The 25,070-nt window shown below is 67.3% G+C and carries 21 protein-coding genes and 1 pseudogene; 14 read left to right on the top strand and 8 right to left on the bottom strand.

Annotated features, from left to right (window positions below):
- Window positions 1–154, top strand: a pseudogene (locus AB0N75_RS06870) (IS30 family transposase); the annotation flags it as partial.
- 66 nt (window positions 155–220) lie between these two features.
- Here the strand turns inward: AB0N75_RS06870 and ahcY are convergent.
- The 3 genes from ahcY to AB0N75_RS06855 all read right to left on the bottom strand — a co-directional run bounded on the left by ahcY (window position 221) and on the right by AB0N75_RS06855 (window position 2,455).
- Window positions 221–1,714: an adenosylhomocysteinase gene (ahcY, locus tag AB0N75_RS06865; protein WP_364647006.1), complete on the bottom strand. Its 1,494-nt coding sequence runs from the start codon at window positions 1,712–1,714 to the stop codon at window positions 221–223.
- A gap of 10 nt (window positions 1,715–1,724) precedes the next feature.
- The gene (locus tag AB0N75_RS06860; RefSeq protein WP_364647003.1) at window positions 1,725–1,937 is read right to left on the bottom strand and encodes a Trm112 family protein; all 213 of its coding nucleotides are present in this window, start codon (window positions 1,935–1,937) and stop codon (window positions 1,725–1,727) included.
- A gap of 128 nt (window positions 1,938–2,065) precedes the next feature.
- A complete protein-coding gene (locus AB0N75_RS06855; protein ID WP_364647000.1) occupies window positions 2,066–2,455 on the bottom strand; it encodes a DUF3499 domain-containing protein in 390 nt (129 codons plus the stop codon).
- A gap of 167 nt (window positions 2,456–2,622) precedes the next feature.
- Between AB0N75_RS06855 and AB0N75_RS06850 the strand changes: the two genes are divergently transcribed.
- On the top strand, window positions 2,623–3,108 hold the full coding sequence (locus AB0N75_RS06850; RefSeq protein ID WP_364646997.1) for a metallopeptidase family protein: 486 nt from the start codon (window positions 2,623–2,625) through the stop codon (window positions 3,106–3,108).
- A 13-nt stretch (window positions 3,109–3,121) separates the two neighbouring features.
- Here AB0N75_RS06850 and AB0N75_RS06845 read toward each other — a convergent pair whose 3' ends face one another.
- The 3 genes from AB0N75_RS06845 to AB0N75_RS06835 are packed head-to-tail and all read right to left on the bottom strand — an operon-like array spanning window position 3,122 to window position 9,182.
- Window positions 3,122–5,227, bottom strand: coding sequence for a DUF5719 family protein (locus tag AB0N75_RS06845; protein WP_364646994.1), 2,106 nt, complete (start codon window positions 5,225–5,227; stop codon window positions 3,122–3,124).
- A complete protein-coding gene (locus AB0N75_RS06840) occupies window positions 5,224–8,637 on the bottom strand; it encodes a glycosyltransferase family 2 protein (RefSeq protein WP_364647062.1) in 3,414 nt (1,137 codons plus the stop codon). Before AB0N75_RS06840 ends, AB0N75_RS06845 begins: the two co-directional genes overlap by 4 nt.
- Window positions 8,637–9,182, bottom strand: coding sequence for a WhiB family transcriptional regulator (locus AB0N75_RS06835; RefSeq protein ID WP_127511942.1), 546 nt, complete (start codon window positions 9,180–9,182; stop codon window positions 8,637–8,639). Before AB0N75_RS06835 ends, AB0N75_RS06840 begins: the two co-directional genes overlap by 1 nt.
- A 287-nt stretch (window positions 9,183–9,469) precedes the next feature.
- On the opposite strand from AB0N75_RS06835, the gene AB0N75_RS06830 reads away from it, so the two are divergent.
- Window positions 9,470–10,162 (top strand): TIGR03089 family protein, encoded by a 693-nt coding sequence (locus AB0N75_RS06830; RefSeq protein ID WP_364646991.1) that lies wholly within the window; start codon window positions 9,470–9,472, stop codon window positions 10,160–10,162.
- Window positions 10,163–10,194: 32 nt separating this feature from the next.
- On the opposite strand, the gene AB0N75_RS06825 is transcribed toward AB0N75_RS06830, so the two are convergent.
- Window positions 10,195–10,767 (bottom strand): GtrA family protein, encoded by a 573-nt coding sequence (locus AB0N75_RS06825; protein ID WP_364646988.1) that lies wholly within the window; start codon window positions 10,765–10,767, stop codon window positions 10,195–10,197.
- 196 nt (window positions 10,768–10,963) lie between these two features.
- Between AB0N75_RS06825 and AB0N75_RS06820 the strand changes: the two genes are divergently transcribed.
- The 5 genes from AB0N75_RS06820 (at window position 10,964) to AB0N75_RS06800 (ending at window position 16,659) form a co-directional block, all read left to right on the top strand.
- Complete coding sequence (locus tag AB0N75_RS06820) at window positions 10,964–12,088, top strand: 5-(carboxyamino)imidazole ribonucleotide synthase (protein WP_364647059.1); 1,125 nt, start codon at window positions 10,964–10,966, stop codon at window positions 12,086–12,088.
- Window positions 12,085–12,612: a 5-(carboxyamino)imidazole ribonucleotide mutase gene (gene purE, locus AB0N75_RS06815; protein ID WP_364646985.1), complete on the top strand. Its 528-nt coding sequence runs from the start codon at window positions 12,085–12,087 to the stop codon at window positions 12,610–12,612. The genes AB0N75_RS06820 and purE overlap by 4 nt, the downstream gene beginning before the upstream one ends.
- A 93-nt stretch (window positions 12,613–12,705) precedes the next feature.
- A complete protein-coding gene (locus tag AB0N75_RS06810; protein ID WP_364646982.1) occupies window positions 12,706–14,229 on the top strand; it encodes an LCP family protein in 1,524 nt (507 codons plus the stop codon).
- A 118-nt stretch (window positions 14,230–14,347) separates the two neighbouring features.
- Window positions 14,348–15,625: a mannose-6-phosphate isomerase, class I gene (gene manA, locus AB0N75_RS06805; RefSeq protein ID WP_364646979.1), complete on the top strand. Its 1,278-nt coding sequence runs from the start codon at window positions 14,348–14,350 to the stop codon at window positions 15,623–15,625.
- Window positions 15,622–16,659 carry a peptidoglycan bridge formation glycyltransferase FemA/FemB family protein gene (locus AB0N75_RS06800; protein WP_364646976.1) on the top strand — a complete coding sequence of 346 codons (1,038 nt, stop codon included), beginning with the start codon at window positions 15,622–15,624 and terminating at the stop codon, window positions 16,657–16,659. Before manA ends, AB0N75_RS06800 begins: the two co-directional genes overlap by 4 nt.
- 122 nt (window positions 16,660–16,781) lie before the next feature.
- Here the strand turns inward: AB0N75_RS06800 and glpX are convergent, their stop codons facing one another.
- Window positions 16,782–17,771, bottom strand: a complete 990-nt coding sequence (gene glpX, locus AB0N75_RS06795; RefSeq protein ID WP_136784558.1) for a class II fructose-bisphosphatase — start codon at window positions 17,769–17,771, stop codon at window positions 16,782–16,784.
- A gap of 245 nt (window positions 17,772–18,016) precedes the next feature.
- Here glpX and AB0N75_RS06790 point away from each other — a divergent pair, with 245 nt between their 5' ends.
- From AB0N75_RS06790 to AB0N75_RS06765, 6 genes are all read left to right on the top strand, one after another.
- Window positions 18,017–18,628: a DUF4245 domain-containing protein gene (locus tag AB0N75_RS06790; RefSeq protein WP_364646973.1), complete on the top strand. Its 612-nt coding sequence runs from the start codon at window positions 18,017–18,019 to the stop codon at window positions 18,626–18,628.
- 62 nt (window positions 18,629–18,690) lie between these two features.
- Complete coding sequence (locus AB0N75_RS06785) at window positions 18,691–19,305, top strand: carbonic anhydrase (RefSeq protein ID WP_364646971.1); 615 nt, start codon at window positions 18,691–18,693, stop codon at window positions 19,303–19,305.
- Between the two features lie 115 nt (window positions 19,306–19,420).
- Entirely contained in the window at window positions 19,421–20,848 is a 1,428-nt protein-coding gene (locus tag AB0N75_RS06780) for a class II fumarate hydratase (RefSeq protein WP_364646968.1), read from the top strand.
- A gap of 160 nt (window positions 20,849–21,008) precedes the next feature.
- A complete protein-coding gene (locus AB0N75_RS06775; RefSeq protein ID WP_364646965.1) occupies window positions 21,009–21,698 on the top strand; it encodes a TetR family transcriptional regulator in 690 nt (229 codons plus the stop codon).
- 80 nt (window positions 21,699–21,778) lie between these two features.
- Window positions 21,779–23,491 (top strand): MDR family MFS transporter, encoded by a 1,713-nt coding sequence (locus AB0N75_RS06770; protein ID WP_364646962.1) that lies wholly within the window; start codon window positions 21,779–21,781, stop codon window positions 23,489–23,491.
- Between the two features lie 232 nt (window positions 23,492–23,723).
- Window positions 23,724–25,034 (top strand): S8 family serine peptidase, encoded by a 1,311-nt coding sequence (locus AB0N75_RS06765; RefSeq protein WP_364646959.1) that lies wholly within the window; start codon window positions 23,724–23,726, stop codon window positions 25,032–25,034.
- Window positions 25,035–25,070: the final 36 nt, after the last annotated feature.

Genomic DNA, 25,070 nt, shown 5'->3' with positions numbered 1-25,070 from the left:
GCTGCGCCAATACTTCCCCAAGGGCACCGACCTCTCCGTCTACGGACCCGAGGACCTCGAACACGTAGCCCAGGAACTGAACGGCCGGCCACGCAAAACGCTCGACTGGGACTCCCCAGCCGAGCGTCTGCGTGACTTACTCTTGACTACCTAGCCACCTAGGGTGTTGCAACGACCGCTAGAGGACGCCAGGTGGCCATCGCCGTCGTCTCTTTCTGGATCAGTAGCGGTAGTGGTCCGACTTGTACGGGCCGGCCACGTCCACGCCCAGATACTCGGCCTGTTCCTTGGTCAGTTCGGAGAGTTCGACGCCGAGCGCGTCCAAGTGCAGCCGGGCTACCTTCTCGTCCAGCACCTTCGGCAGCACGTAGACCTGCTTGGCGTACTCGGGCTCGCCGGTGGCCGACCCCTCGGCCGGTTTGCCGTGCTTGGTGAACAGTTCAATCTGCGCAATGGTCTGGTTGGCGAAGGAGTTGCTCATCACAAACGACGGGTGGCCGGTGGCGTTGCCCAGGTTCAACAGCCGGCCCTCGGACAGCACGATGATGGAGCGTTCGGCGTCGGAACCGGTGTCGAAGACCCATTCGTGGACCTGCGGCTTGATCTCCACCTTCTGCACGCCCGCGACCTTGGCCAGGCCGGCCATATCGATTTCGTTGTCGAAGTGGCCGATGTTGCCGACGATGGCCTTGTCCCGCATCCTGACCATGTCCGACGCCATGATGACGTCCTTGTTGCCGGTGGTGGTGATGAAGATGTGCCCCTCGCCCACCACCTTGTCCAAGGTGGTGACCTGGTAGCCGTCCATCGCTGCCTGCAGGGCACAGATCGGGTCGATCTCGGTGACCACAACGCGGGCGCCCTGGCCGCGCAGCGCCTCGGCCGCGCCCTTGCCGACGTCTCCATAGCCGCACACGACGGCGGTCTTGCCGCCCATCAGCACGTCCGTGGCGCGGTTGATCCCGTCCGGCAGCGAGTGGCGGATGCCGTACTTGTTGTCGAACTTGGACTTGGTGACCGCATCGTTGACGTTGATCGCCGGGAACAGCAGTTGGCCCTGCTCCGCCAACTGGTAGAGGCGGAGCACACCGGTGGTGGTTTCTTCGGTGACGCCGCGGATGCCGGCGGCCACCCGGGTGAACTTCTGCGGGTCCTTGGCCAGCGAAGCGCGCAGCACGTCCAGGATGATGGTGAACTCGTGCGGGTCCTCGGCGGAGGCCGACGGCACAGCGCCTGCTGCCTCGAATTCCACGCCCTTGTGCAGCAGCAGGGTGGCATCGCCGCCGTCGTCCAAGATCATGTTGGGCCCCAGCTCGGGGTTGTCCGCAGCGCCGGGCCAGGTCAGGATCTGCTCTGCGGTCCACCAGTATTCTTCGAGCGTTTCGCCCTTCCATGCGAAGACCGGCACACCCTGCGGGTCTTCCGGCGTGCCCTTGCCCACCACGATGGCGGCGGCGGCCTCGTCCTGGGTGGAGAAGATGTTGCAGGATGCCCACCGGACCTCGGCGCCCAGAGCGGTCAGGGTCTCGATCAACACCGCGGTCTGCACGGTCATGTGCAGCGAACCGGCGATCCTGGCACCGGCCAGCGGCTGGGTTGCGCCAAACTCTTCGCGCAGGGCCATCAGACCCGGCATTTCGTGCTCCGCCAAGCGGATCTGGTGCCGGCCGGCAGCAGCCAGCGAGAGGTCCTTGACCTTGTAATCGATCGTCACAGTCATGCTCCTAAGCGTTGTCGGCGGGGCTGTCGGGGGTGGAGTCAGTGCCGGGGGCTGCCTGCGGCAAAAGCACCGGGATGCCGTCTTCGATCGGGTAGTGCAGCCGCTCACCTGCCGCGGTGCGGCCGGTGGATACCAGCTCGTCACCCTCCTGGACCAGGGATGAACCGGTCACCGGGCAGCGTAGGACCGCCAGCAGCTCGGATGTCAGATGTGCCATGCGAATGTTGTCCTTCGGTTCGATCGGCGGCTTCGGCTGCGCCAGCGTCCGGTGGACGGCGGGGCGGGGCCTCGCAGCGGACAGCAGGTTGCCTGGAATGCGGGCTGCCCGCCTCCCAGCGTATCGTTCTACGGTTGTCCGCGCAGAATGCGGAGATGCCCGCGTCGGGTGCCGGCGGCACCGGCCGGCGGCTCCAGCGGTTCACGCTGTCCGCGCGGCTGGGGCAGCTCATCGGGGATCTCCGGGGTGCGGGCGGCCTCACGGACTGCGTCGGCCAAGGCCAGTAAATCGTCAGGATTGGGGGCCGGTGCCTGCGTGGGCAGCGCCAGCCGCATGACTTCCCAGCCGCGGGGAACGGTCAGCCGCTCAGCATGGTCGGCGCAGAGGTCGTAGCAGTGCGGCTCAGCGTAGGTTGCCAGCGGGCCAAGCACGGCGGTGGAATCTGCATACACGTACGTCAAAGTAGCGATGGCCGACCGCTGACAGGCCGAGCGTGAACATTGACGAATGGATCCCACGAGAAAGAATCCTACTCTGGGCCGCTCGGCTTCCGGGCCACCGGCACGGGCACGTGTGGAAAGATTAGGTCACAATCAGGCCTCTCGGGGCGCCGCCGCTCCGGGCGCTTCCGGCGCACCTCTGCTGGCCAGTGCCGAATTCGCGCCGTCGGGCTTAAAGTCGGTATATGGAACACGGACCATCACTGACTGTTTCGCTGGGTGGCGACGGCGGTGGCTGGCGCCGTCCGTTCAGCGCACGACGCCGGAACCGCCGGGGCCGCGGACTGCGCGGCGATCTGCTGCCCGCCCACCTGCCGGGTCACCTGACCAGGCCGGAGCAATTCGAGCAGTGGGTTTCCGAGTCCGCCGAGCGGTTGGAGTACTTCTGGGGCGAGCGGATTGAAGCAGCCCAATTCGTGGTCGAGGACATCCCACCGCATCTCGAGGAACTCTTGGCCCGAGGCCAGGCGTCGCCGCTGGGCAGCTTCACGCCGGCCGCTCCGGGCCGTCCGGCAGTGGTGACCGTCTTCCGGCATCCGGTGCAGATGGCAGCCCGACTGCGGGCCGAACTGCCGGAGCTCATCCACGATGTGGTGGTGGAGCAGACCGCGCAGCTGCTGAACATGGCGCCCGAAGCCGTCGACCCGGGCTACGGCCGGACCCGCCCCTGACCGAGACGCTGGGTCAGTACCCGATGTTGACCGGTACGGCGTTCTGCGCCTGCGTCCCGGCGGGCACCGGAAGGACCGCAACGTCGGCCGAGCCGCCGTTGGTCAGCGTCTGGGCACCGTAGACGGCTTCGCCCGACGCACTGATTAACCACGCCGCAGGATCGGCGCCGTCGGCCTTGGGGTTCAGCGTCACGGTGGTTCCGGCGGGAACTTTGACCGTCCGTTTCTTCCCCAGTCCGCCGTCCACGGCCACCAGGGTAATTTCCAACTGGGCGTCACCGGACGGCGCGCTGAAGGCCATCCGGGAGCTGACGCCACCGGGAACGACTGCCAGGTGGTTGCTGCCGAGCCGGCCGGTGGCGGCCGCCCAGCCGAAGTCCACCGGCGCTCCTTCCTCGGTTGCCCTGCTGACGCGTGCCGCGGCCGCGATGGAGACATCGGAGCTGACTTCAACGGAATACGTGCCGTCCGGCAATGAATCGAGCGGAACTCTGGTGATGCTGCCGGCGGCCGCGGTGATGACGCCGCCGCCCGGGAGGCTGACCGGTCCGTCCGGGCCAATGACCCGCACTTCAAGGACAGCGTCGGTCACACCCGGTACCGCTACCTCCAACGCCGGCGCGGCGTTCTGATAGCCGTCCTGTTCGCGAATTTTCCGCGCGAGCTTCTCATCCTGCACGGTGATCCCGGTAACCAACTGTCGCGTCCCGGCGGGAGCGGATGCCTGCAACAGTTCGACGCCGCCGGGCGTCAGCTGGCGCAGAACGCTCTGTTGGATGAAGCCTGTCACCGGTCCACCGGAGGACTGGACGCGCACGGCCAGTGATTCCTGGTTGGCGGCCAAACCAGCCAGCACGATGGAGCGGGATTCTCCCGGCGCCACCAGCAGCCCGCGGGTGCCGGCAGCCTGGATCTGTCCCTCGCCGGAGATCAATTCGAGGTTGACCGAGGACGGGGTCTGCGAACTGTTGTGCAGCTTCAGCACGGAGGTGGCACCCACGGTGGTGGAGGCGCCGAGCAGCCAGAAATCGTTGGACGGCGCCATGCAGTTGGCCGCGGCCAGGCCGCGCAGGTCGCCGTCGGAAGCCCGATAGGACATCGCGGCCCCGGCCAGCGCGGTGGTCTCCCCCACCGGGTCGGCCCGCAGCACGGTGGGAGCGGACAGCTCCTGCCCGGACACCACGGATGCCACCACCTTGGTCTCGCCGGAGGACTCTTCCGTCGGTTCGGCGATGCGCTTGAGCGGAGTGTCCTCGCCGAGTTCAGCCAGCTCGCTGCCCGGGACATTGCCGCTCAGATCGCTGAGCACCAGGGCCCGTGCCCTGGTCTGCGCCGTGGTGGAGACGGGGCTGAATTGCGGGTCGGTGGCCTCGGCAGCCGAGTCCAACAGCCGGAGCGGCTCCGGACAGACCGCGGTGTAGTCGCCAGCCGGGACGGCGGCGGAAACAGGTGGAAGCTCGGTGGCGGCGCTGGGCGCGTCCGCCAAGCTGCCGGCGGCCACCGCCGCACCGGTCAGCAGCACTATGCCTGCTCCGGCGATGGCGCCCATGGTCCGCCGCCCTCCGCCCTGCCGCGCACCGGGGCCGGCACCCTTGGACCGCGCCTTCGGTTTGCCCGCAGCGGCATCACGCGTGCGGTCCCGCCGTTCGGCCCTCCGGGCGGCCTTGCGGTCGACCGGATGCTCCGACTCGGCCGGCTCGGTTGGCTCGGCCGGCTTGGCTGGCTCGGCCGGCTCGGTTGGCTCGGCCGGCTCGGTTGGCTCGGCCGGCTCGGCTGGCTCGGCCGGCTCGGCAGCGGCCGTTTCAGCAGTCGCTAAGTCAGCCGACTGCGGAGGCGCTGCGTCCGCCGGCGGGGCAGGCTTGGTGGCAGCCGGATTGGCGGCCTCCGCTGCGGCTGGCTTGGACGACTCGGCAGCAGCCGTTTCAGCAGGCGCGGCGTCCGTCGGCTCGGCAGGCACAATTGCTTCCGGCTGGGTTGACTCAGCTGCGGCCGGTTGGGCCTCGGCAGCCGTTTCCTGGCGCGGTGTCATACCGCCTTCGGCTGCTCCGTCCGAGGCTGCCGCCCCGGTCTCTGCTCCTGTCGGATCCGGCTGGTTACCGCGGCCGCCTGTTTCGGTCATCGTTGCTGTCCTTTTCCGGCCAAGGCTGCCGTGGCGCCGTCGTCCGGGTCTTCGAAAGCTGCACGTTGTAGTTCGGCGGTGCTGGCATCCGCCCCGGTGGTTTTGATGTGGTCGATCCGGCGCGGCGTGAACCGCCGCCGGGCCGGTATCGGGATGGCCAGCAAGACGGTCAGTCCAATAGCGAGCACCTGCACGATACCGATCCACGGCGACCATGGGCTGGCGTAACCGATCTTCACGGTCCCTGCGGCGGCGGGGACCTCGAAGGCCTGTGCCCAGCCGTCCTCCGATGCCTCCAGCCGCTGGCCGTTCAGCGTGGCTGTCCAGCCCGGATCCTTCCTTTCGGCCAGGATCAGCTGTCGTCCGGACTCGCCGGCGGGAATCTCGCCTCCCGCCGCGGTCCAGTCGGACGGAACGGATTGAAGCAGCGTGCCGTTGGCATCAACCAAACGCACCCGCGCCGTCTGCGCCCCGGCCGCCGTGCCGTCGTCGGCAGTCGTCCCCACAACACGCCAGAGCCATCCGGCATCGGTGCGTCCCACGGAGGTCAGCCCGGGAACGGCGTCAATGCGCCCGGCCAGCAGTTCGGCCGCCGTGTCGGATTCCTGCAACACCACGAAGTCAACGCCCAGGCGCACCAGCGACTGCCGCGGATCCACCCCGGTGCCCGCCACGATGACGGCCACCGTATTGCGCAGTTCGGCGTCGGCATCATCGTCGGCACCCACTTCGGCCTCGAGCAGCGGACCGTCCAGCGTCCGTGCCGCATAAATGGTCGAGAGCTGATCGAGGGTAGTTCCGGCACCGTGCATCACTGCCGCGGTCACGGTACCGCCGGTCCCCGCGGTCAGTACGAGCGCGCGCGCCTGCTCCGGCCCGGTTCCTCGATCAGCGGCCGTGGCCGGGAGCGTGCGGTCGGCGCCTGGCGCCACGGACATCTGCGTGCCGAAATCGGTCAGTGAACGGGCCTCGGTGGAGGCTGTGTAGCCGGTGAACTGGGGTACCAGCCAATGCGCCAGGCCCACCACCGGACCCAGGCCCAGGAGTACGACGGCGGCCACCGCCACCGTGCGCCGCAGGCCGCCGCGCGACCGTCCCCACGAGTCCATTCCCAGCTGCATCCGGTTTCCGGCGATCAGTGCCGCGCCCAGCAGCAGGAACATTGCCACCGAGACGAAGGGACCGGTAAACGGTGTAACCACGGCTCCGGGTGCCACCGCGGTGGCCAGCATGGACGAGCCGTAGGAAGCGGCCAGCGCCAGGAAGGCGCCGAGCCAGAGCAGTCGTGCGCGGGCGGCTCCGTCGCCCCCGATTGCGCCGGCCACTGCCAGCACGAGCATCGGCACGGCCGCGACCAGTGCGTAAACCAGCGCCCACGGCCCGTGGGCCAGGTCCTCCAGCAGTCCGGCTCCGGCGAGTCCATCGGTGGGGCCGAAGGCCAGCGGGAAGCCCATCAACTGCTGCCAGAGCGGGGCCGCGTCGAAGGCCAGCGGCAGGCCTGGGTCGCTCAACAGCGCCCGCGGCTGGTTCAGTGCGGCAATGACCATGGGCAGGGCAAGCGCCAGCGGCGGGACCAGCGACCACCACACGGTCTTGGCCCGGCGGCCCAAGGAGAGCACCAGGATGAGAACGAAGACAACGGCCACCGGCAGCAGCGCCGGCGCGGACGCCGTGATAGCAGCAAGGCAGAGCCCGGCCGCTGCCGCAGCGGTCCATGAAGGATTCCCATTGATTCCAGGCTTGTGCACGGTCTCGTGCGGCAGCAACGGGCGGTTGGCATCGACTCGCTGGACGGCCGAACCGGTGGCCCGCAACAGCCCCAGCACCGCCCACGGGATCAGCAAATGGGCAATCAGCGCGCCCAGGCGTCCAGTACCCAAAGCAACTTGGAACACTGGAACGCTGGCCCAGAAAATGGCGGCCCAGAAGCGCAGGCCGCGCCGCTGCGTGAGAGCCCCGGCAGCAAACCAGGCACCGGCAGCGGCCAGCGGCATGGACAGCATGACCAGCGTCAGGACGGCGGCAGATCCGTTCCCCAGCCCCAGCAATGCCAGGACTGCCAGCACGTAGCCGAAAGGGTCACCGTGCCCGGACATCCCCGAACCGAGCGAGACCCACCAGCTGGAGGCGTTGTGCCAGATCTCGGCGACGGTCGCGGATACCGGCAGCAAGCCGCCGCCGACGAGTGCTGGTGCGCCGAAGAAGTCGAACATGCCCACCGCGGACACGATGGCCAGCGCGACGGCGGCAACCACCAGTCCCGTACCGACCCAGTTCCGCGCGGGCGCCGCCAGCGCGGCGAAGTCGTCGGACCCGCCGGTGGGCTGGTCGCTGCTGCCGGCATCCGTGCCGGAACCGTCCCCCACCACGCCGGCGGCGAGTTCGGGGCGGAGGGACTCAGCCAGCGAACGGCGGTAGGACCAGACCTCGCGCTGCGGCACCATCAGCGGACGCACTATCCCCCGCGAGGTCCTGCGGGTCTTGGCCGCCTGCCGCCGGGAGGCAAAGTAGCCGACCGGGCGGAAAAGCGCCACCAGGGTTGCGCCGAGCTGCCGCAGGCCGTGCATCGGGTCCTTGGCTACCACTGACGCTAAGAAGCTGTACAGCCCGCCCAGCAGGGCACCAATCCACAGGAACGGCACCTTCCACCACGCCGCGTGCTTCAGGCGCAAATAAATTTGTGCCTTGCGGGCCGCCTTGGCGGTGGTGTGGTCACTGGCCCGGGTGGCATGGCGGACGGCAGCGGTCGGCACCACCACCACCCGGTGGCCGGCCAGCCGGTTCCGCCAGCACAGGTCCAGGTCGTCGCCGGTCCCGGGCAGGGCGGAGTCAAACCCGCCCAGCTGGTCGAAGACGTCACGGCGCACCAGCATTCCGGCGGAGTTGACGGCGAAGAAGTCGCTGCGCCCGTTGTACTGGCCCTGGTCCAGCTCATCCAGGTCGATCATGGTCAGCCGTTCGGCCCAGCGGCTCACGGTCAGGCCGACGTCGACCAGCCGGCGCGGGTTGTCCCAGTCCACCTGCTTGCAGCCGGCGATGGTGACCGACGGCGCCGTTTCCACGGCGAGCAGTAGTTCTTCCAGGGCGTCCGGTGCGGGCGCTGAGTCGTCGTGCAGCAGCCACAGCCACTCCTGCGCCGCAGGGCCATCGTCGGCGTGCTTGGGCAGCTCGGCCAGCCCCACCCGCACGGCAGCACCGAAGCCGGCGCGGCCGGAAGCCGAGGCCACCGGGGCCCCGGCGGGCAGTTGGGCACGCAGCAGGTCCGCGGACGCGTCGGATGACCCGGTGTCGACGCCAAGATAGACATCGGCCGGCCGCGTCTGCTGAGTCAGCGCGGCCAGGGTTTGCGGTAGATAGGAAGCGCCGTTATGGGCAACAACAACGGCGGTGACGCGAACTTGCTGCTGAATTAGAGCGCTCTTTTCCGTAGCCGGCGGCGCTCGCGCTCCGACAGCCCTCCCCAGATGCCGAAACGCTCGTCATTGGCCAGCGCGTACTCCAGGCACTGGGAGCGCACCGTGCACGCGCCGCACACCTTTTTCGCGTCGCGGGTAGAGCCGCCCTTCTCGGGGAAGAACGCCTCCGGATCCGTCTGCGCGCAGAGAGCGTCGGCCTGCCAGCCGAGTTCGCCCTCATCCTCGTAGCCGGTGCCGAAGCCCGGCAAACCGATCCAGAGCGGCTTCTGCGCGGGTTCGGCCTCCGGTTCCCGCAGCAAGCGCGGAGCGGACAGCTCCAGCACATCTGCTTCGGGTTCCTCCGCCAACGCTTCGTGTGCGGCCAGGAACGCGGTAGCCGCGTCCTCAAGCGTCTGTTGGCTGGATTCGCGGAAGCGCTCTGCCGCCGCCGGATCAGCCGGATCCACATACCAATCTGCCGGTACGCCGCGCGATCCCTGCGATGCCGAAGCCTGTGCCTCTAGCTCTCGCCGGTGCGCAATACGTTCTGCCTGCCCCATCAGCCCTCCCGGTGTTGCTGTCCCAGCATGGTGCTAAGTTCGACTCCAGTGCTGGATCTCAGCGCCGAATACGAGAATGCTGTTACACGTTTAATACCTAATTACACGGGTGTAATCCGGTCCAAGTCAAGTGCCGGCGGGAATCTTAGAGACACGCGGGCCCAAAACCGGGCACGCCACGCGAAAATCTTGCCGTCGTGACACACGCCACACTCTCAACAGCTAACGAAACCCCGGCCGCCGCCGCATCGCGACAGGCGTCCGCCGGCCGAAGCAGAAGGAACACCGTGAACCCTCCCGCCAGCATCAATGACCTGCTCGCCCGGCTCCGCCCCGACTCCTCCCCCTGTCTGGTCTGGTACGGACCGGCAGGAGAACGCGTCGAGTTGTCCGGCCGGGTCATGGACAACTGGGTGGCCAAGACCGCCAATCTGCTGGCCGAGGAACTGGACGCCGGCGAAGGAACAACGGTGGGCGTTCGGATGGAGCCGCACTGGCGGTCGCTGGTCTGGGCACTGGCAGCGTGGCAGGCCGGCGCTACCGTCCGGCTGGACACGGCTGGACCTGCCCCGGACGTGCTGGTCTCGGCCGATCCCGGGCAGTTGACCGGAGACAGCATGCACCGGGTACTGGTGGCCCCGGGGGCACTCCAGCTTCGTTGGCCGGGGGAATTGCCGGACGGCGTCCTGGACTACGCGGCGGAAGTCCGGTCCTATGCAGACGTTTATCTGGGGTTGGACACCCTGCCGGCCGGCGGCGTGGCCTTGGAATACGACGGCGGACACGTCACCTTCGGTCAGCTGCTCGGCCAGCCGGCGCCGGCCCGGATCCTGTTGGTGCCGGCACAGACCGCCTGGCCCGAGGTGCTGGGCGAGGCCCTGGCAACGTGGCAGGGCGGCGGCACTGTGGTCCTGGTGCACGCGGATGTGGAAGTGTCCCAGCGCTTGTTGGACAGTGAGCGGGTCAGCGCCCGGCTCTGAATGAACCGCAGGGGCGGCTAGGCCCGTGCCACCTAGCTCCTGGGGGTGCCGGATGCCTGCGGTCCGTCAACCTCTGGAGCCTCCGCCGGCAGCTTGGTCGCCACGTGCTGGCCATGGTGGCTTTCGAAGATTTCCCGGTCATCGGCGAACTCCGGCTCGGCGTCCAACTCCGCGTTGAACACCAGGAAGCGGTAGGCGAAGAACCGCATGACAGTAGCAAGGACGGTGCCGAAGATGCCGGCGAACAGCAGCATGGTGGGTTCGGTGATCTCCAGCGGGTACCGGGCGATCCATACGCAGCCTGCCGAAATGACCATGCCGATGACGTTGATCACGATGAACAACACGAGCTCGCGCAGCGCGTTCGCCTGGCGGCGGTGGCGGAAGGTCCAGTAGCGATTGGCCACCCAGGAAAACAGCGTCGCGACGGAAGCGGAAACAAACCGCGCCTTCACCACGCTGTCGTCCATCGGCCCGTTGATCAGCCACCAGTACACGCCGTTGTCCAGGATGAAGGCGATCCCGCCGACGGTGCCGAACTTCGCTACTTCCCGCCAAAAAAGGGAGACTAGGCCGCTGATGCGCTCGGAAATAGTTCGATTCATGATCGAAGGAGGGGCCCTTTCATTCTGGCGCCGGAATCGTGCCGGCCAACGCATCATTGTATTGCCCCAGACTGGACGTTTCCTAGGACATCCCGGCGCGGGTGTGTGCAATGCAGTTCTGCCAGAGCCGGTTCGGTAACCTGACAAGGTGAGTTTTCCAGTAATCGGTGTAGTGGGCGGCGGCCAACTCGCCCGAATGATGGCCCCCTGTGCAGTAGAACTCGGCTTTGAACTGCGGGTTCTGGCCGAAGCCGACGATGTCTCGGCGGTCTCCGCCGTCGCCAAGGCGCCGGTCGGCGACTACCGGGACCTGCAGGCACTGCGCGACTTCGCCCAAGGCTTGGACGTGCTGACGTTCGACCACGAGCACGTCCCGACTGAACACCTGCAGGCCCTGATTGCCGAGGGCGTGAACGTGCAGCCGCATCCTGACGCGCTGATCCATGCGCAGGACAAGCTGGTCATGCGTGAGGTGGTGGACAAGCTTGGGCTGCCGAACCCAGCCTGGGATTCTGTCTCCACCGTCGATGAGCTCGTGGCTTTCGGTGCGCAGACCGGCTGGCCGGTGGTACTCAAGACGCCGCGGGGAGGTTACGACGGCAAAGGCGTGCGGATCATCCAGGATGCCGCCGCGGCCGCCGACGCAGCGGACTGGTTTACCGGCGGCGCGCTGCTGGTCGAAGAGAAGGTCGACTTCAGCCGGGAGCTCTCGGCGCTGGTGGCCAGGACACCGTCCGGCGAGGCCCGGGCCTGGCCGGTGGTCCACACGATTCAAGTGGACGGGGTCTGCGACGAAGTCATCGCCCCGGCGCTGGATCTGCCGGACGAAGTCGCCGAGGCTGCCCAGCAGGCCGCGCTACAACTGGCCGACGAGCTCGGCGTCACCGGCGTCATGGCCGCCGAATTGTTCGCCACGCCCGGCCGCGGTGCCGGCTTCGTGATCAACGAACTGGCCATGCGCCCGCACAACACCGGTCATTGGACCCAGGACGGCTCGGTCACCAGCCAGTTCGAGCAGCATCTGCGGGCGGTCTTGGACCTGCCGCTGGGCGACACCGGGGTGCTCGGCGGCGTCGTCGTGATGAAGAACTACCTGGGTGGCGCGAATACGGATTTGTTCTCGGCCTACCCGCGCGCGCTGGCGGCCGAGCCTGCCGTCAAGGTCCATGGCTACGGCAAGTCGGTCCGCCCGGGCCGCAAGATCGGCCATGTTAACGTGGTGGGCCGGGACGCGTCCCAGGTGGAGGATTTGCGAAGGCGCGCGGACCGCGTTGCCTCGATCATCCGAGATGGTGGGGATCCCCAGGAAGGCAAGCCATGAGCCAACAGCCGATAGTCGGCGTCGTGATGGGTTCGGATTCCGACTGGCCCGTGATGGAAGCAGCCGCCCAGGCACTGGAGGAATTCGGCATCCCGTACGAGGCGGACGTCGTCTCGGCGCATCGGATGCCGGAAGACATGATCAGCTACGGCAGGGAAGCACATACCCGCGGCCTGCGCATCATCATCGCCGGCGCTGGCGGTGCCGCGCACCTACCCGGCATGCTCGCCTCGGTGACGCCGCTTCCGGTGATCGGCGTACCGGTGCCGCTGAAGTATCTGGACGGCATGGACTCCCTGCTCTCCATCGTGCAGATGCCCGCCGGCGTTCCGGTGGCAACCGTGTCCGTCGGCGGAGCCCGCAATGCAGGGCTGCTGGCCGTGCGAATGCTGGCCGCCGGCGGCGATGCGCTGGCCGAACAACTGCAGCCCGCCCTGCTGGAGTTCGCCTCCGGCCTGCGGCAGGCCGCCTATGACAAGGGAGCCGCCCTGCGCGAGCGTGTCGCCGGCTCCGGCGGGGCCTAGCCGGTGAGTCCCCAGCCGACCACCCGGCCGTCCGGCGCGTCGGCCCGCGGAATAACGGATCCGGTCCGTTACCCGCAGCATGCCTCGGCGCCCGTGCGGACCAAACGCGCCTTCGTCCTGCTGCTGCTGACCTTGCTTATCCCGGGCAGCGCGCAACTGGTGGCCGGGGACCGAGCGCTGGGTCGGCGCGCACTGGCAGTGACACTCCTGGTCTGGGCGGCCATCCTGGCAGCGGGCGTCGTGGCCCTGGTGGACTGGCCGCTGCTGGTGAATCTCGCCACCGGCCGCTGGAGTTCGCTGGTGCTGGTGGTGGTGCTGGCCGCGCTGGCGCTGTTCTGGGCTTTCCTGTTCCTGAACACGTTGCGCATCATCAGGCCCAACCTGCTGGCCCCGGGCGCCAAGCCCGCGGTGGCGGTGGCATTGGCCGTCCTGATGGTGGTGACCAGCGGCAGCTTGGGCTACGCCGCCTATCTGCTCAACGTCAGCCGCAACGCCTTCGGCAACATCTTCGAGACCCGGCCGGCGTTCGACCCGGTCGACGGCCGCTACAACTTCTTGCTGATGGGCGGCGACGCCGGCGCGGGACGTGTCGGACTGCGCCCGGACAGCATCCAGGTGGTCAGCGTGAACGCGGAGACCGGACACACCGTCATGTTCGGCATCCCGCGGAACTTCCAAAACGCACCGTTCCCGGCCGACTCCCCCATGCACGAGGTCTACCCCGAGGGCTTCGACTGCGGCGACGAGTGCATCATCAACGCCCTGTACGTGGACGTGGAGCAAAACCATGCCGACCGCTACCCGGACGCCAAAAATCCCGGTGCGGAAGCCATGAAGGACGCCGTCAGCGGCATCCTGGGCATCGACATCCAGGCCTACGCGCTGGTGGACATGGGTGGCTTCGAGGCCCTGGTGGACGCGATGGGCGGCATTACCGTTGACGCCGGCGGCTGGGTGCCGATCTCCAACAAGACCATTCCGGGAACCAATCAGCACTACCCGCCAAAGGGCTGGATCGCCCCGGGCGTTCAGAAGCTCGACGGCTTCCACGCGCTCTGGTACGCCCGCTCCCGCGAGTTCGCCACCGACTACGACCGCGTCCAGCGCCAGCAGTGCGTGATGTCGGCCATGGTCAACCAGCTGGACCCGGCCACCGTGCTGACCCGTTTCCAGCAGCTGGCCGAGGCCGGCGAGCAGGTCGTGGAAACGGACATCCCCAGTTCCCAGCTGGGCAGTTTCGTCTCGCTGGCGCTCAAGGCCAAGGACCAGAAGACGGACCGGCTGACCATTGGCCCGCCGGACTTCGGTACGGCGGCGGACAACTTCGTCACCTACCCGGACTTCTCCAAGATCCACCCGCGGGTTCAACAGTTGTTCACCCAGGAAACGGAGACTGACAAGAAGGCCTCCAAGAACGACGGCGGCGGCTCCGGCGACGGAAAATCCTCCGGCGGAGGTGCCAAACAGCCGAAGAAGTCCACGCCGGAACCGGCGGACACACCGGAGGCAGCGGATCCCCAGATCACCGAGGAGTATCTCCAGCAGCTGGCCGAGATTGGCGACACCGCTACGATCGGCTCCCTGCTGGCCGACAACGGCAAGTGCTCGCTCCCCTGATCCTGGCGTTCCGGTGAGGCCGGGTCCTGCCGGGACGACTGACCGTTCTGGCTGACCGGGCCGGGCGGGTGTTCTGGCAGGATCATTTTTCACACACGGACCAGGAAGAGGCTTCAAGATGTACCGGTTGACCAATGTATTGCGCCCCTACGCGTGGGGTTCGACGACGGCCATCGCCGAGCTGTTCGGACGCGAACCCTCCGGCGGGCCGGAGGCCGAACTCTGGATCGGCGCACATCCCGACTCCCCCTCCACGGTGCAGCTGGCCGACGGCGACCGGCCGCTGGACGAATTCATCAAGGAGAATCCGGGCGCCACGCTCGGCGAACCGGTGCTGGGCCTGTTTGGCGCCACCCTGCCGTTCCTGACCAAGGTTCTGGCGGCTGATTCGGCCCTCTCGCTCCAGGTCCACCCCACACTGGAGCAGGCAAAGTCCGGATTCGCCGCGGAGAACGCGGCCGGCATCTCCTTCAACGACGCACAGCGCAGCTACCGGGACGACAACCACAAGCCGGAGATGATCTTTGCGCTCAGCGATTTCCAGGCGCTGTGTGGTTTCCGTCCCCCGCGCGACGCGGCCCGGCTGCTGGCCGGCCTTCGGCCGAAGCTGGCGGAGGCCGGCGCCAGCCTAGGCTTGCTGGACGAAGTGCTGCAGCTGCTGGACACCGCCGACGAGGAAGCGGCCCTGCGCGGCGCCTTCGTGGCCTTGGTCGACGGCGGGGACCGTTCCACCGGGCTGGCCGTGGACACGGCCCGCGTACTGGCGGCTGCGCCGGCTGGAAGCCTGGGCAACGAATACGCAGCGGCCGCGCGTCTGGCAGAACTCTATCCGGGCGATCCAGGTGCCTTGATCTCGCTGCTGCTCAACCTGGTCACCCTCTCCCCCGGCCAGGCGCTGTGCCTGCCGGCCGGGAACATCCACGCCTACCTGCAGGGCCTCGGCGTGGAGGTCATGGCCACCTCGGACAACGTGCTGCGCGGCGGCCTCACGCCCAAGTACATCAACGTGCCGGAGCTGGTGAAAATCACCGACTTCCGCCCCATCACCCCACCGTTCGTGGAACGGACCACCACCGATGCCGGCCAGGAACTGTATTGCCCGCCATTTGCCGAATTCCAGCTCCAGCGCATTGAATTGTCCGACGGCGGCAGCCCAGTTCCGCTGGCTCAGCACGGTCCCGCCATCGTACTGGCGGTCTCCGGAAGCGTGCTGCTGGACTCCCCGAGATCAGACCTGACGATCCGCCGCGGCGAGGCCGCCTTCATTCCCGCCGCCGAACAGCCGGTGAACGTCCATCCGGCCGGCGGATCCGGAGCCGGCGCCGTGCTGTTTGCGGTCACCACTTCGGGCAGCACACATGAATTCGACGAACAACGAACGGGAGCAACACTTTGACCGCTTCGATCCTCCAGTCCGAGCCGTGGGCCCGCTTCCAACGGAGCCTGGGCAAAGAGGTCTTTGAACGCAGCGGAGACGGATGGGCCTATTTGGCCATCATGGAAAAGACGCCGCTGGGGCGCTTCCTGTACGTCCCCTACGGCCCCGCGGCCGCAGACCACGCGGCTTTGGTCCGCGCCCTGGCCGCCCTGCGTTCCCTAGCTGCCGAGCAGCACGCCCACTACGTGCGGATCGAACCGGTGGGCACCGACCTCGGGCAACGGCCGCAGGCGGCGTTGCAGTCGCTGGGCCTGGTCAAGGCCCCGGTGGATGTCCAGCCGAAGCTGACCTGGATGCTGGACCTCAAGCAGCCTGAAGAGGAGTTGCTGGCCGGTATGCGCAGCACCAGCCGGAACCTCTACCGCAACATCCACAAGAAAGGCGTCACCTTCGACGTCTCCTCCGACCCCGAAGACATCGGCATCCTGCTGGGATTCCTGCACGACGTCTCCGAGCGCGCAGAGTTCAAGGCCCAGTCCGATGACTACCTGCGCCAGGCTGCCCGGAACCTGGTACCGGCCGGTGCCGCCAAAATCTTCACCGCACGCTTGGACGGCAAGCCGATCGCGGCAGCGCTCTCCTACGACACGGAGTCCACCCGGGTCTACGCGCACGCCGCTGCCGACGATGCCCACCGCAAGCTCAATGCAGGGATTCCGCTGGTGGTCACCATGATGATGGATGCCCGCGCCTCCGGCATCGAGCGCTTCGACATGTGGGGCGTCAGCCCAGAAGACGAGCCCGACCATCAATGGGCCGGGTTCTCGCGGTTCAAACGATCCTTCGGCGGCTACGAGGTCAGCTACCCGGGCAGCTGGGACCTGCCGGTCAACCAGCTGATGTACCGGGCCTACCTGCTCACCCGGCGGGCCCGCGAGGCGGCCGGACCCGCGGTGCACAAGGCGCGCACCGCCGTGCTGCCGGCGGTGCAGAAGGCGGGCAACGCCGTCGTGCCGTCGCTTCGGAAGCTGCGGGCCAAGCTGCCGCGCTGAGCCGGCACACGCTTTCCCCGTCAGCCATACCGGCAGGGAAGCCGCAAAAACCCCGCACCGGCCTGGGCCGGTGCGGGGTTTTCGTTGTGCTGAGAGCCTCCGCGCTGCGCCGAGGCGGTCCGCTAGAGCTTCCGCTCGAAGCGGTCCCACTTGTATTCCTGGTGCTCGCCCTCGACAAACCGGATGGTGCCGGACTTCGAGCGCATCACGATCGACTGGGTCAGGACCTTGTGGTTCTTGTACCGGACGCCGCGCAGCAGATCGCCGTCGGTGATGCCGGTGGCTACAAAGAAGCAGTTGTCGCTGGTGACAAGGTCATCGGTGGTCAACACGCGGTCCAGATCGTGGCCGGCGTCAATGGCCTTCTGCTTTTCCTCGTCGCTGGTGGGCCAGAGCCGGCCCTGGATCACCCCGCCCAACGACTTGATGGCGCAGGCCGTGACGATGCCCTCCGGGGTGCCGCCGATGCCCATCAGGACGTCGACGTCGGTGCCTTCACGGGCGGCTGCGATGCCGCCGGCAACGTCACCGTCCATGATGAACTTGGTGCGCGCACCGGCGGCGCGGATCTCCTCCACGTACGGCTTGTGCCGGTCGCGGTCCAGGATCATCACGTTGATCTGGTTGATCTTCTTGTTCTTGGCCTTGGCGATCAGGTGCAGGTTCTGTTTGATGGGCAGGCGCAGGTCCACCAGGTCGGCCGCTTCGGGGCCGGTGACCAGCTTCTCCATGTAGAAAACGGCCGAAGGATCGAACATGGTGCCGCGCTCGGAGACGGCCAGTACGGACAGCGCGTTGTTGATGCCCAGCGCCGTCAGCCGGGTGCCGTCGATCGGGTCCACGGCGACGTCGCATTCGGCGCCGGTGCCGTCGCCGACCTTTTCGCCGTTGAACAGCATCGGGGCTTCGTCCTTTTCGCCCTCGCCGATCACCACCACGCCGTTGAAGCTGACGGTGGACAGGAACGCCCGCATGGCGTCCACGGCCGCGCCGTCGGCGCCGTTCTTGTCTCCGTAGCCCACCCAGTGGCCGCCGGCGATCGCCGCGGCTTCGGTGACGCGCACCAGTTCCAGGGCCAGGTTGCGGTCCGGCTCGTTGTCACCGACACGCATCGACGGCGGGAAGTTGGAAAAGGGATCAGCCTGGGCTTCGTGGGACACTTCGACCTCATCTTCGAGTAGCTCTTCAGACAACACCGGCTGTGGTGCCGTGGTGGATGAATCTGCGGGGCGGACATCTTCCATTGCTTTCGATCATAGTCGTCAGCACCCGGGGATTCAGCGCGCTGGGGTCAGCGCCGGCCACGGAAGGGCCGCCCGTGTGCGCACGGAAGGCGGCAATCTGAGATCATGGAAGCGTGAGTGAAGTGCGCCCCGAGGAATCGACCGAATCGGCTGGATCGGCTGAACTGCCCGCCAAGCCCGTGCTGACGGCCAAGCAGGCCAACCGGGCGAAAGCACCGGTTGTCGGCATGTTGCTGGCCGTGGGTCTCACACTGGCCGTGCTGCTGCCGGTGATGTTCCTGAACCCGGGCAGCAAGCCCGATGTCTACAAACGTAATATTGACGTCCCCGGCGTCGCGCTCCAGGCCGAATCCACCGCCGGCTACCTCCCGCTCGCCGTGGATCTTCCGGATGGCTGGACATCCAACTACGCCCGCTGGAACACCGGGGGCACGGCCCAGGTACCGGCATGGGAAGTCGGCTATCTCACCCCCGGCGAGCAGTACATCGGTTTAATCCAGACCGACAAGGCGAATCCCACCTGGATTGGCCAGGTCACCAATAACGCACCGGTCACCGGCGACCGCAAGGCCGGCGCCAGCTGGGAACTGCGCGATGCCGGCCAGGGCGAGCGCAGCCTGGTGCTGGAGCACGGCAAATCCACCGTCATTCTCAGCGGCACTGCCGAGCTGGACGAATTCGACGTGCTCGCCACCGCCGTCGTCAAAGCGCTGGACAGCAAGTAACTAACGATCGCCAGGCGTCGCGAATGCGCGGTCAGGGCGGCGCAAAGCAGTAAGGTTGCTTCGTGCCCACCTCACTGACTCCCGCCCAGGCCTGGCAAAAACTTCTCGACGGCAATGCCCGCTTTGTTGCCGGCACGTCGGTCCATCCCAACCAGGACGCCGCCCGGCGGAGTTCGTTGGTCAACGAACAGAATCCGTTCGCGATCATCTTCGGTTGTTCCGACTCGCGGCTGGCGGCCGAGATCATTTTCGATCTGGGTCTGGGCGATGCCTTCGTGGTCCGCACGGCGGGCCACGTCCTCGGCGACGCGGTGATCGGGTCGCTGGAATACGGCGTGGACGTGCTCAACGTCCCGCTGGTCGTGATCCTGGGCCATGACAGCTGCGGCGCGGTGACCGCCGCCAAGAACACCATCGACACCGGCGTGATGCCGCGCGGCGGCCTGCGCGACCTGGTGGAGCGGATTACGCCGTCGGTGCTGGCTGCCCGGCGTGCCGGAAACGACGACCTCAACGACATGGTGATCGAAAACGTGCGCCAATCCTCCGAACGACTGCTGGACAGTTCGCGCGCCATTTCGGAAGCGGTCGACGCCGGCCGCACGGCCGTCGTCGGGGTGGCCTACCGGCTGGCCGACGGCCGCGCCGACCTGGTCGCCGGACACGGCGCGCTCTAGCCCGGCGCCGCCCGGCCGCCGGGCGGCACGCGCCGACGTCGCACCGCCGTCGCACCGCCGTCAGCGGCGCAACACGATTCGGAACCGGTGGCACGGCGGGCCTAAGCTTGGAGCCATGACTTCTGCTGATTCTGCTGAGTACCGCATCGAACACGACACCATGGGTGAGGTCCGGGTTCCGGTCAACGCCCTCTACCGTGCGCAGACCCAGCGCGCCGTCGAGAACTTCCCGATCTCCGGCAAGACGCTGGAGCGCGCCCACATCGAGGCCCTGGCCCGGATCAAGAAGGCTGCCGCCACCGCCAACGCCGAACTGGGCGTGCTGGACGGCGAGCTGGCCAAGGCCATCGCCGACGCCGCCGATCAAGTAGCCACCGGCCAGTACGACGGCGACTTCCCGATCGACGTCTTCCAGACCGGCTCCGGCACCTCCTCGAACATGAACACCAACGAGGTTCTGGCCGAGCTCGCCACCCGCGCGCTGAGGGATGCCGGCAGCGACAAGACGGTCCACCCGAACGACCACGTCAACGCCTCGCAGTCCTCCAACGACGTCTTCCCGACCTCGGTGCACGTAGCGGCCACCTCCGCGCTGATCAACGAGCTGATTCCGGCGCTGGACTACCTGGCTGCTTCGCTGGAGCGCAAGGCCGAAGAGTTCAAGGACGTGGTGAAGTCCGGGCGCACCCACCTGATGGACGCCACCCCGGTCACCCTGGGCCAGGAGTTCGGCGGGTACGCCGCACAGGTTCGCTACGGCATCGAACGCATTGAAGCCTCGCTGCCGCGCGTGGCCGAAGTCCCGCTGGGCGGCACCGCCGTCGGCACCGGCATCAACACCCCCGCAGGCTTCCCGCAGCGCGTGATCGAGCTGCTGGCGGCCGATACCGGCCTGCCGCTGACCGAGGCCCGCAACCACTTCGAGGCGCAGGCCAACCGCGACGGCCTGATCGAGGCCTCCGGCCAGCTGCGCAACATCGCCTACGCGTTCATGAAGATCAACAACGACCTGCGCTGGATGGGCTCCGGCCCCAACACCGGCCTGGGCGAGATCGCCATCCCGGATCTGCAGCCGGGCTCCTCGATCATGCCGGGCAAGGTCAACCCGGTCATCTGCGAGGCAGCCATCATGGTGGCGGCCCAGGTGGTGGGCAATGACACCACCATCGCCCTTTCCTCCACCAACGGCGCCTTCGAGCTGAACGTGGGCATCCCGGTGATGGCCGCCAACCTGCTGGAGTCCATCCGCCTGCTGGCCAACACCTCCCGGGTCATGGCGGACAAGATGATCGACGGGCTGACCGCCAACGTGGAGCGGGCCCGCTTCCTGGCCGAAGCCTCCCCCTCGATCGTGACCCCGCTGAACAAGTACATCGGCTACGAAAACGCCGCCAAGATCGCCAAGCACTCAGTCAAGGAAGGCCTGACCGTGCGCGAGTCCGTCGTGGCCTTGGGCTTCCTGGAGCGCGGCGAACTGACTGAAGAGCAATTGGATTCCGCCCTGGACGTGCTGTCCATGACGGTGCCGCCGCAGGCCAAGTAACACCGGCTCCCCCCGCGGGCCACAGAGGGCGTTCCGGCTTCGGCCGGGACGCCCTTCGCTTTGCATGTTTCGCCCCACGCCGCGGCGTCCCGCCGCCGGAGAACTGTGGCCCACGCCACTGCTTTTGCACTATCGCTCAGATAGTGCAAAAGTACACTCTGTGCGAGATGATGCAAACAACGACGGCGGCGGCTTACGCGAGCGAAAGCGCGCCGCCACCCGTTCGGCCATCACCGCCTCGGCCCGGCTGCTGACCGCACGCAGCGGCATCAGCGGGTTCACCGTCGAGGAGGTCTGCGAACGTGCGGGCATCTCCCGTCGCACCTTCTTCAATTACTTTCCGACTAAGGAAGATGCCATCCTGGGCCATCCAGGCGATGACATTCCCGAGGCCCTGGCGGAGGCATTCATCGCCGGCGGCGGGGGCACGGCCGGCGGCGGGGGCACGGCGGGCGGCGCCCTCTCCGCTTCCCTCTGGCCGGACTTCATTGAACTGGCCGTCGGGATGATGGAGTCCATGGCCATGACCCGCGCGGAAGTCATTGCCCTGAAGGATGCCATCACGGCCGAGCCGCGGCTGATGGAGAAAGCCATGAATGGTTCCAGCGCCGCAGAGCAGCACTACGTGGCAATGCTGGCGGAGCGGGAATCCTTGCCGGCTGATGACCCGAGGCTGCAGTTGGCCATCGGCGCGATGGCCAGTGTGGCCAAATACGCCGGGACTGTCTTTTTTGCGCCGGATAACTCGCGCAGCTACCGCGATATCCTCACCTCCGCCATCGAGGCGCTGGCCGCCGTCGCGCCGCTGCGAGCGGCGGGCGGCCAGGCGACCGGTCCCCCGTCCACCTGACCACCAGCCGCCGCCACCGGGCCGCCCGGGTGGCCCGGTCCCTCAATCCGCCGTCCGCTACCGTCCCGAAGGACACTGCCATGACCACTACTGCCGCGCGGGCTTCCGAACCGCTGCTGCTGACCCAAAGGCGCATCTGGATTATTTTCTCGGCGCTGATTGCCGGCATGATGCTCGCCAGCCTCGACCAGACCATCGTCTCCACCGCGATGCCCACCATTGTGGGCCAGCTCGGCGGGGTGGAGCACCAGGCGTGGATCACCACCGCCTACCTGCTGGCCACCACCATTGTGATGCCGATCTACGGCAAGTTCGGTGACGTGCTGGGCCGCCGCAACCTCTTCCTCATCGCGATCGCGCTGTTTACCTTGGCCTCGATCGGCTGCGCGCTGGCCACTGACTTTTGGGGCTTTGTCCTCTTCCGTGCCTTCCAGGGCTTGGGCGGCGGTGGCTTGATGATCCTCTCGCAGGCGATTATTGCCGACATCGTGCCCGCCAACGAACGCGGCAAGTACATGGGCCCGCTGGGTGCGATCTTCGGACTCTCCGCCGTCGCGGGCCCCCTGCTCGGCGGCTTCTTCGTGGACCACATGACGTGGCAGTGGGCCTTTTACATCAACATCCCGATTGGGTTGGCCGCCTTCGCCATCGCTTGGTTCGCCCTGACCCTGCCGTCCAAGAAAGCCACCCGGAAGATCGATCTTGCCGGTGTCGTGCTGCTGTCCATCGCCACCACCTGCCTGATCTTCTTCACCGATTTCGGCGGCGACACCGAACACGGCTGGACCGCCCCGGAAACCTGGGCATTCGGCATCGGCCTGCTGCTGTCCGCCGCAGCCTTCGTCCGGGTTGAGGCACGTGCCGACGACCCCATCATCCCGCTGTCGCTCTTCCGCAACCCGGTCTTCGTCAACGCCACGGCCATCGGCTTCACACTGGGCATCGGCATGTTTGCGGCGATCGCTTTCGTGCCGACGTTCCTGCAGATGTCCTCCGGCACCTCGGCCGCAGCGTCCGGGCTGCTGATGCTGCCCATGATGGTGGGCATGATGGGCACTTCGATCTGGTCGGGACTGGCCATCACCAAGAGCGGCAAGTACAAGGCATTCCCGGTTGCGGGTTCTGTCACCACCGCCGCCGCTCTGCTGGCGCTGACCACCCTGGCCGCCGATACGCCGATCTGGCTGATCTGCGCCTATCTCTTTGTCTTCGGCGCCGGCTTGGGCCTGATCATGCAGGTGGTTGTGCTCGTGGTCCAGAACGCCGTAGCGCCTGACATGGTGGGGACCGCAACCAGCACCAACAACTACTTCCGCGAGGTCGGTGCGGCACTGGGTGTGGCGATTTTCGGAACGATCTTCACCAACAACCTTTCCGGGAAATTGACGGCGGTCTTTACCGACGCCGGCGCCTCCGCCGCCGATGCGGGAAACGCAACCGCAACCTTGGACCCGCAGGCCATGCAAGCTCTGCCGGAGCCTGTCCGGGACGGCATCGTGACCGCGTACGCCGACTCGCTGGCTCCGGTGTTTTGGTACCTCGTGCCGTTCATCGCTGCCGCCTTCCTGCTGGCCCTGTTCCTCAAGCAAGTACCGCTCTCCGACGTGGCCGGCATGGTCTCCCGCGGCGAAGCGATCGGCGGCGAAGAGGCAGAACGGCTGGAAGCTGAACACCACGACCGGCGGCAGAGTATCCAATCGGAGCCAGGGTCCGGCGGCGAACCGGAGCTGGCGGAGCAGGCACCGGCTACCGCCGGAGCCGCAGCGGAACCGCAACCGGAGGCCCGAAACTAAGCTTCCGGCATCGATCTCGCAGTGCGGTTTTCGGAGGGCCTCGTCCGTCAGGACGGGGCCCTCCTGCTATTTTGGCCCTTACCGGGCTGAAACGATTGAAAACAGCTTGTGCTGTGGGCGGCTGGTATTAGGATGAGGCGCACACGTGCCCCTTGGGCGGCCGGTGGAGGCCGGATCTGCGACCGCCGCCTGGTCCATCCGGGGCATGCCGAGGACTGTCCAGGAGGTCTCCATGATTGGCGATTCGCAGACCCCGTCCCTGAGGACGGCCGACTACCCCTTACCGGACCAACCTAAAACCACTGGACGATTTATCGTCGTCTTCGCCGACCGCTCCGATGATTGTGCCGGAATCCTAGCCGAGGCAGCGGGCCTGACCCAGGTGACAGACAGCCGGGACTTTGGCACCCGCGGAGTGGACCCGGACACGGCCTCCGGCGCGGAGGCAACCCTGTTCGCCAACCTGGGGATCGCCGTCGTCGACGCGGCCCCGGACCAAATCGGTGCGCTCCAAGTGAGTTCCGCGGACAAACACCGGGTCCTGTCGGTCTCACCCGAACTCATCCACGATGTGCTGGGTTCGGCCGACGACTATGTTGCCGGCTACCGGGACGGCGTGGCTGACCTGGCCGGACGTCTCGCGGCCGGCCCGCACACCGGGCGGGACGGAGCGTCCACACCCGCGGATTTCGCCGACAACAACAACTTCACTTGGGGGCTGCAGGCGACGAGGGCCGTCTCCTCCCCCTATTCGGGACAAGGCGTGCGGGTCGCCGTGCTGGACACTGGCGTCGATGGCTCGCATCCGGATTTTGCCGGTCGCGGCATCACCAAGGCGTCCTTCGTCACCGGCGAGCCGCCCCAGGACGGGCACGGACACGGCACGCACTGCATCGGGATCGCCTGCGGCCCGAAAGTTCCCGGTACTGGTCCCCGCTACGGTGTTGCCCACGAAGCGGAGATCTTTGCCGGAAAGGTGCTGAGCAATGCCGGTTCCGGCACCGATGCCGGCATCCTGTCAGGGATCGACTGGGCGGTGGGCAACGGCTGCGCTGTGATTTCTTTGTCGCTGGGCGCCGACGTGGCGCAAATCCACCCGCCCTACACAGCCGCCGGAAGCCGGGCGCTGGAACAAGGATCCCTGATCGTCGCCGCGGCGGGCAATAATGCGGACCGGCGGAAAGGCGAATTCGGATTCGTGGGTTCCCCGGCCAATAGTCCGTTCATCATGGCAGTGGCAGCCCTGGACCAAGCCCTCGACATCGCCTTCTTTTCGGCCCGCAGCCTGCCTTTGCGCGGTGGGCAGGTGGACTGCGCCGGTCCCGGCGTCCATGTCTACTCATCATGGCCCATGCCGAAACGCTACAACACCATCAGCGGAACAAGTATGGCGACGCCCCATGCTGCCGGCGTGGCGGCGTTGTGGGCGCAGGCTACCGGCCGGCGGGGCCTGGAACTGTGGGCCACTTTGGTCCAGGAAGCCGAGCGCCTGCCACTGCTTTCGGTCGATGTCGGCGCAGGGATGGTGCTTGCCCCGCAATAATCTCTTCCCCTGACGGGTCGCCGGAGTCATATCATG

The organism is Arthrobacter sp. NPDC089319 (assembly GCF_040684925.1).
Classification (GTDB): Bacteria; Actinomycetota; Actinomycetes; order Actinomycetales; family Micrococcaceae; genus Crystallibacter.
This window is presented reverse-complemented; position numbering and strand designations above follow the sequence as displayed.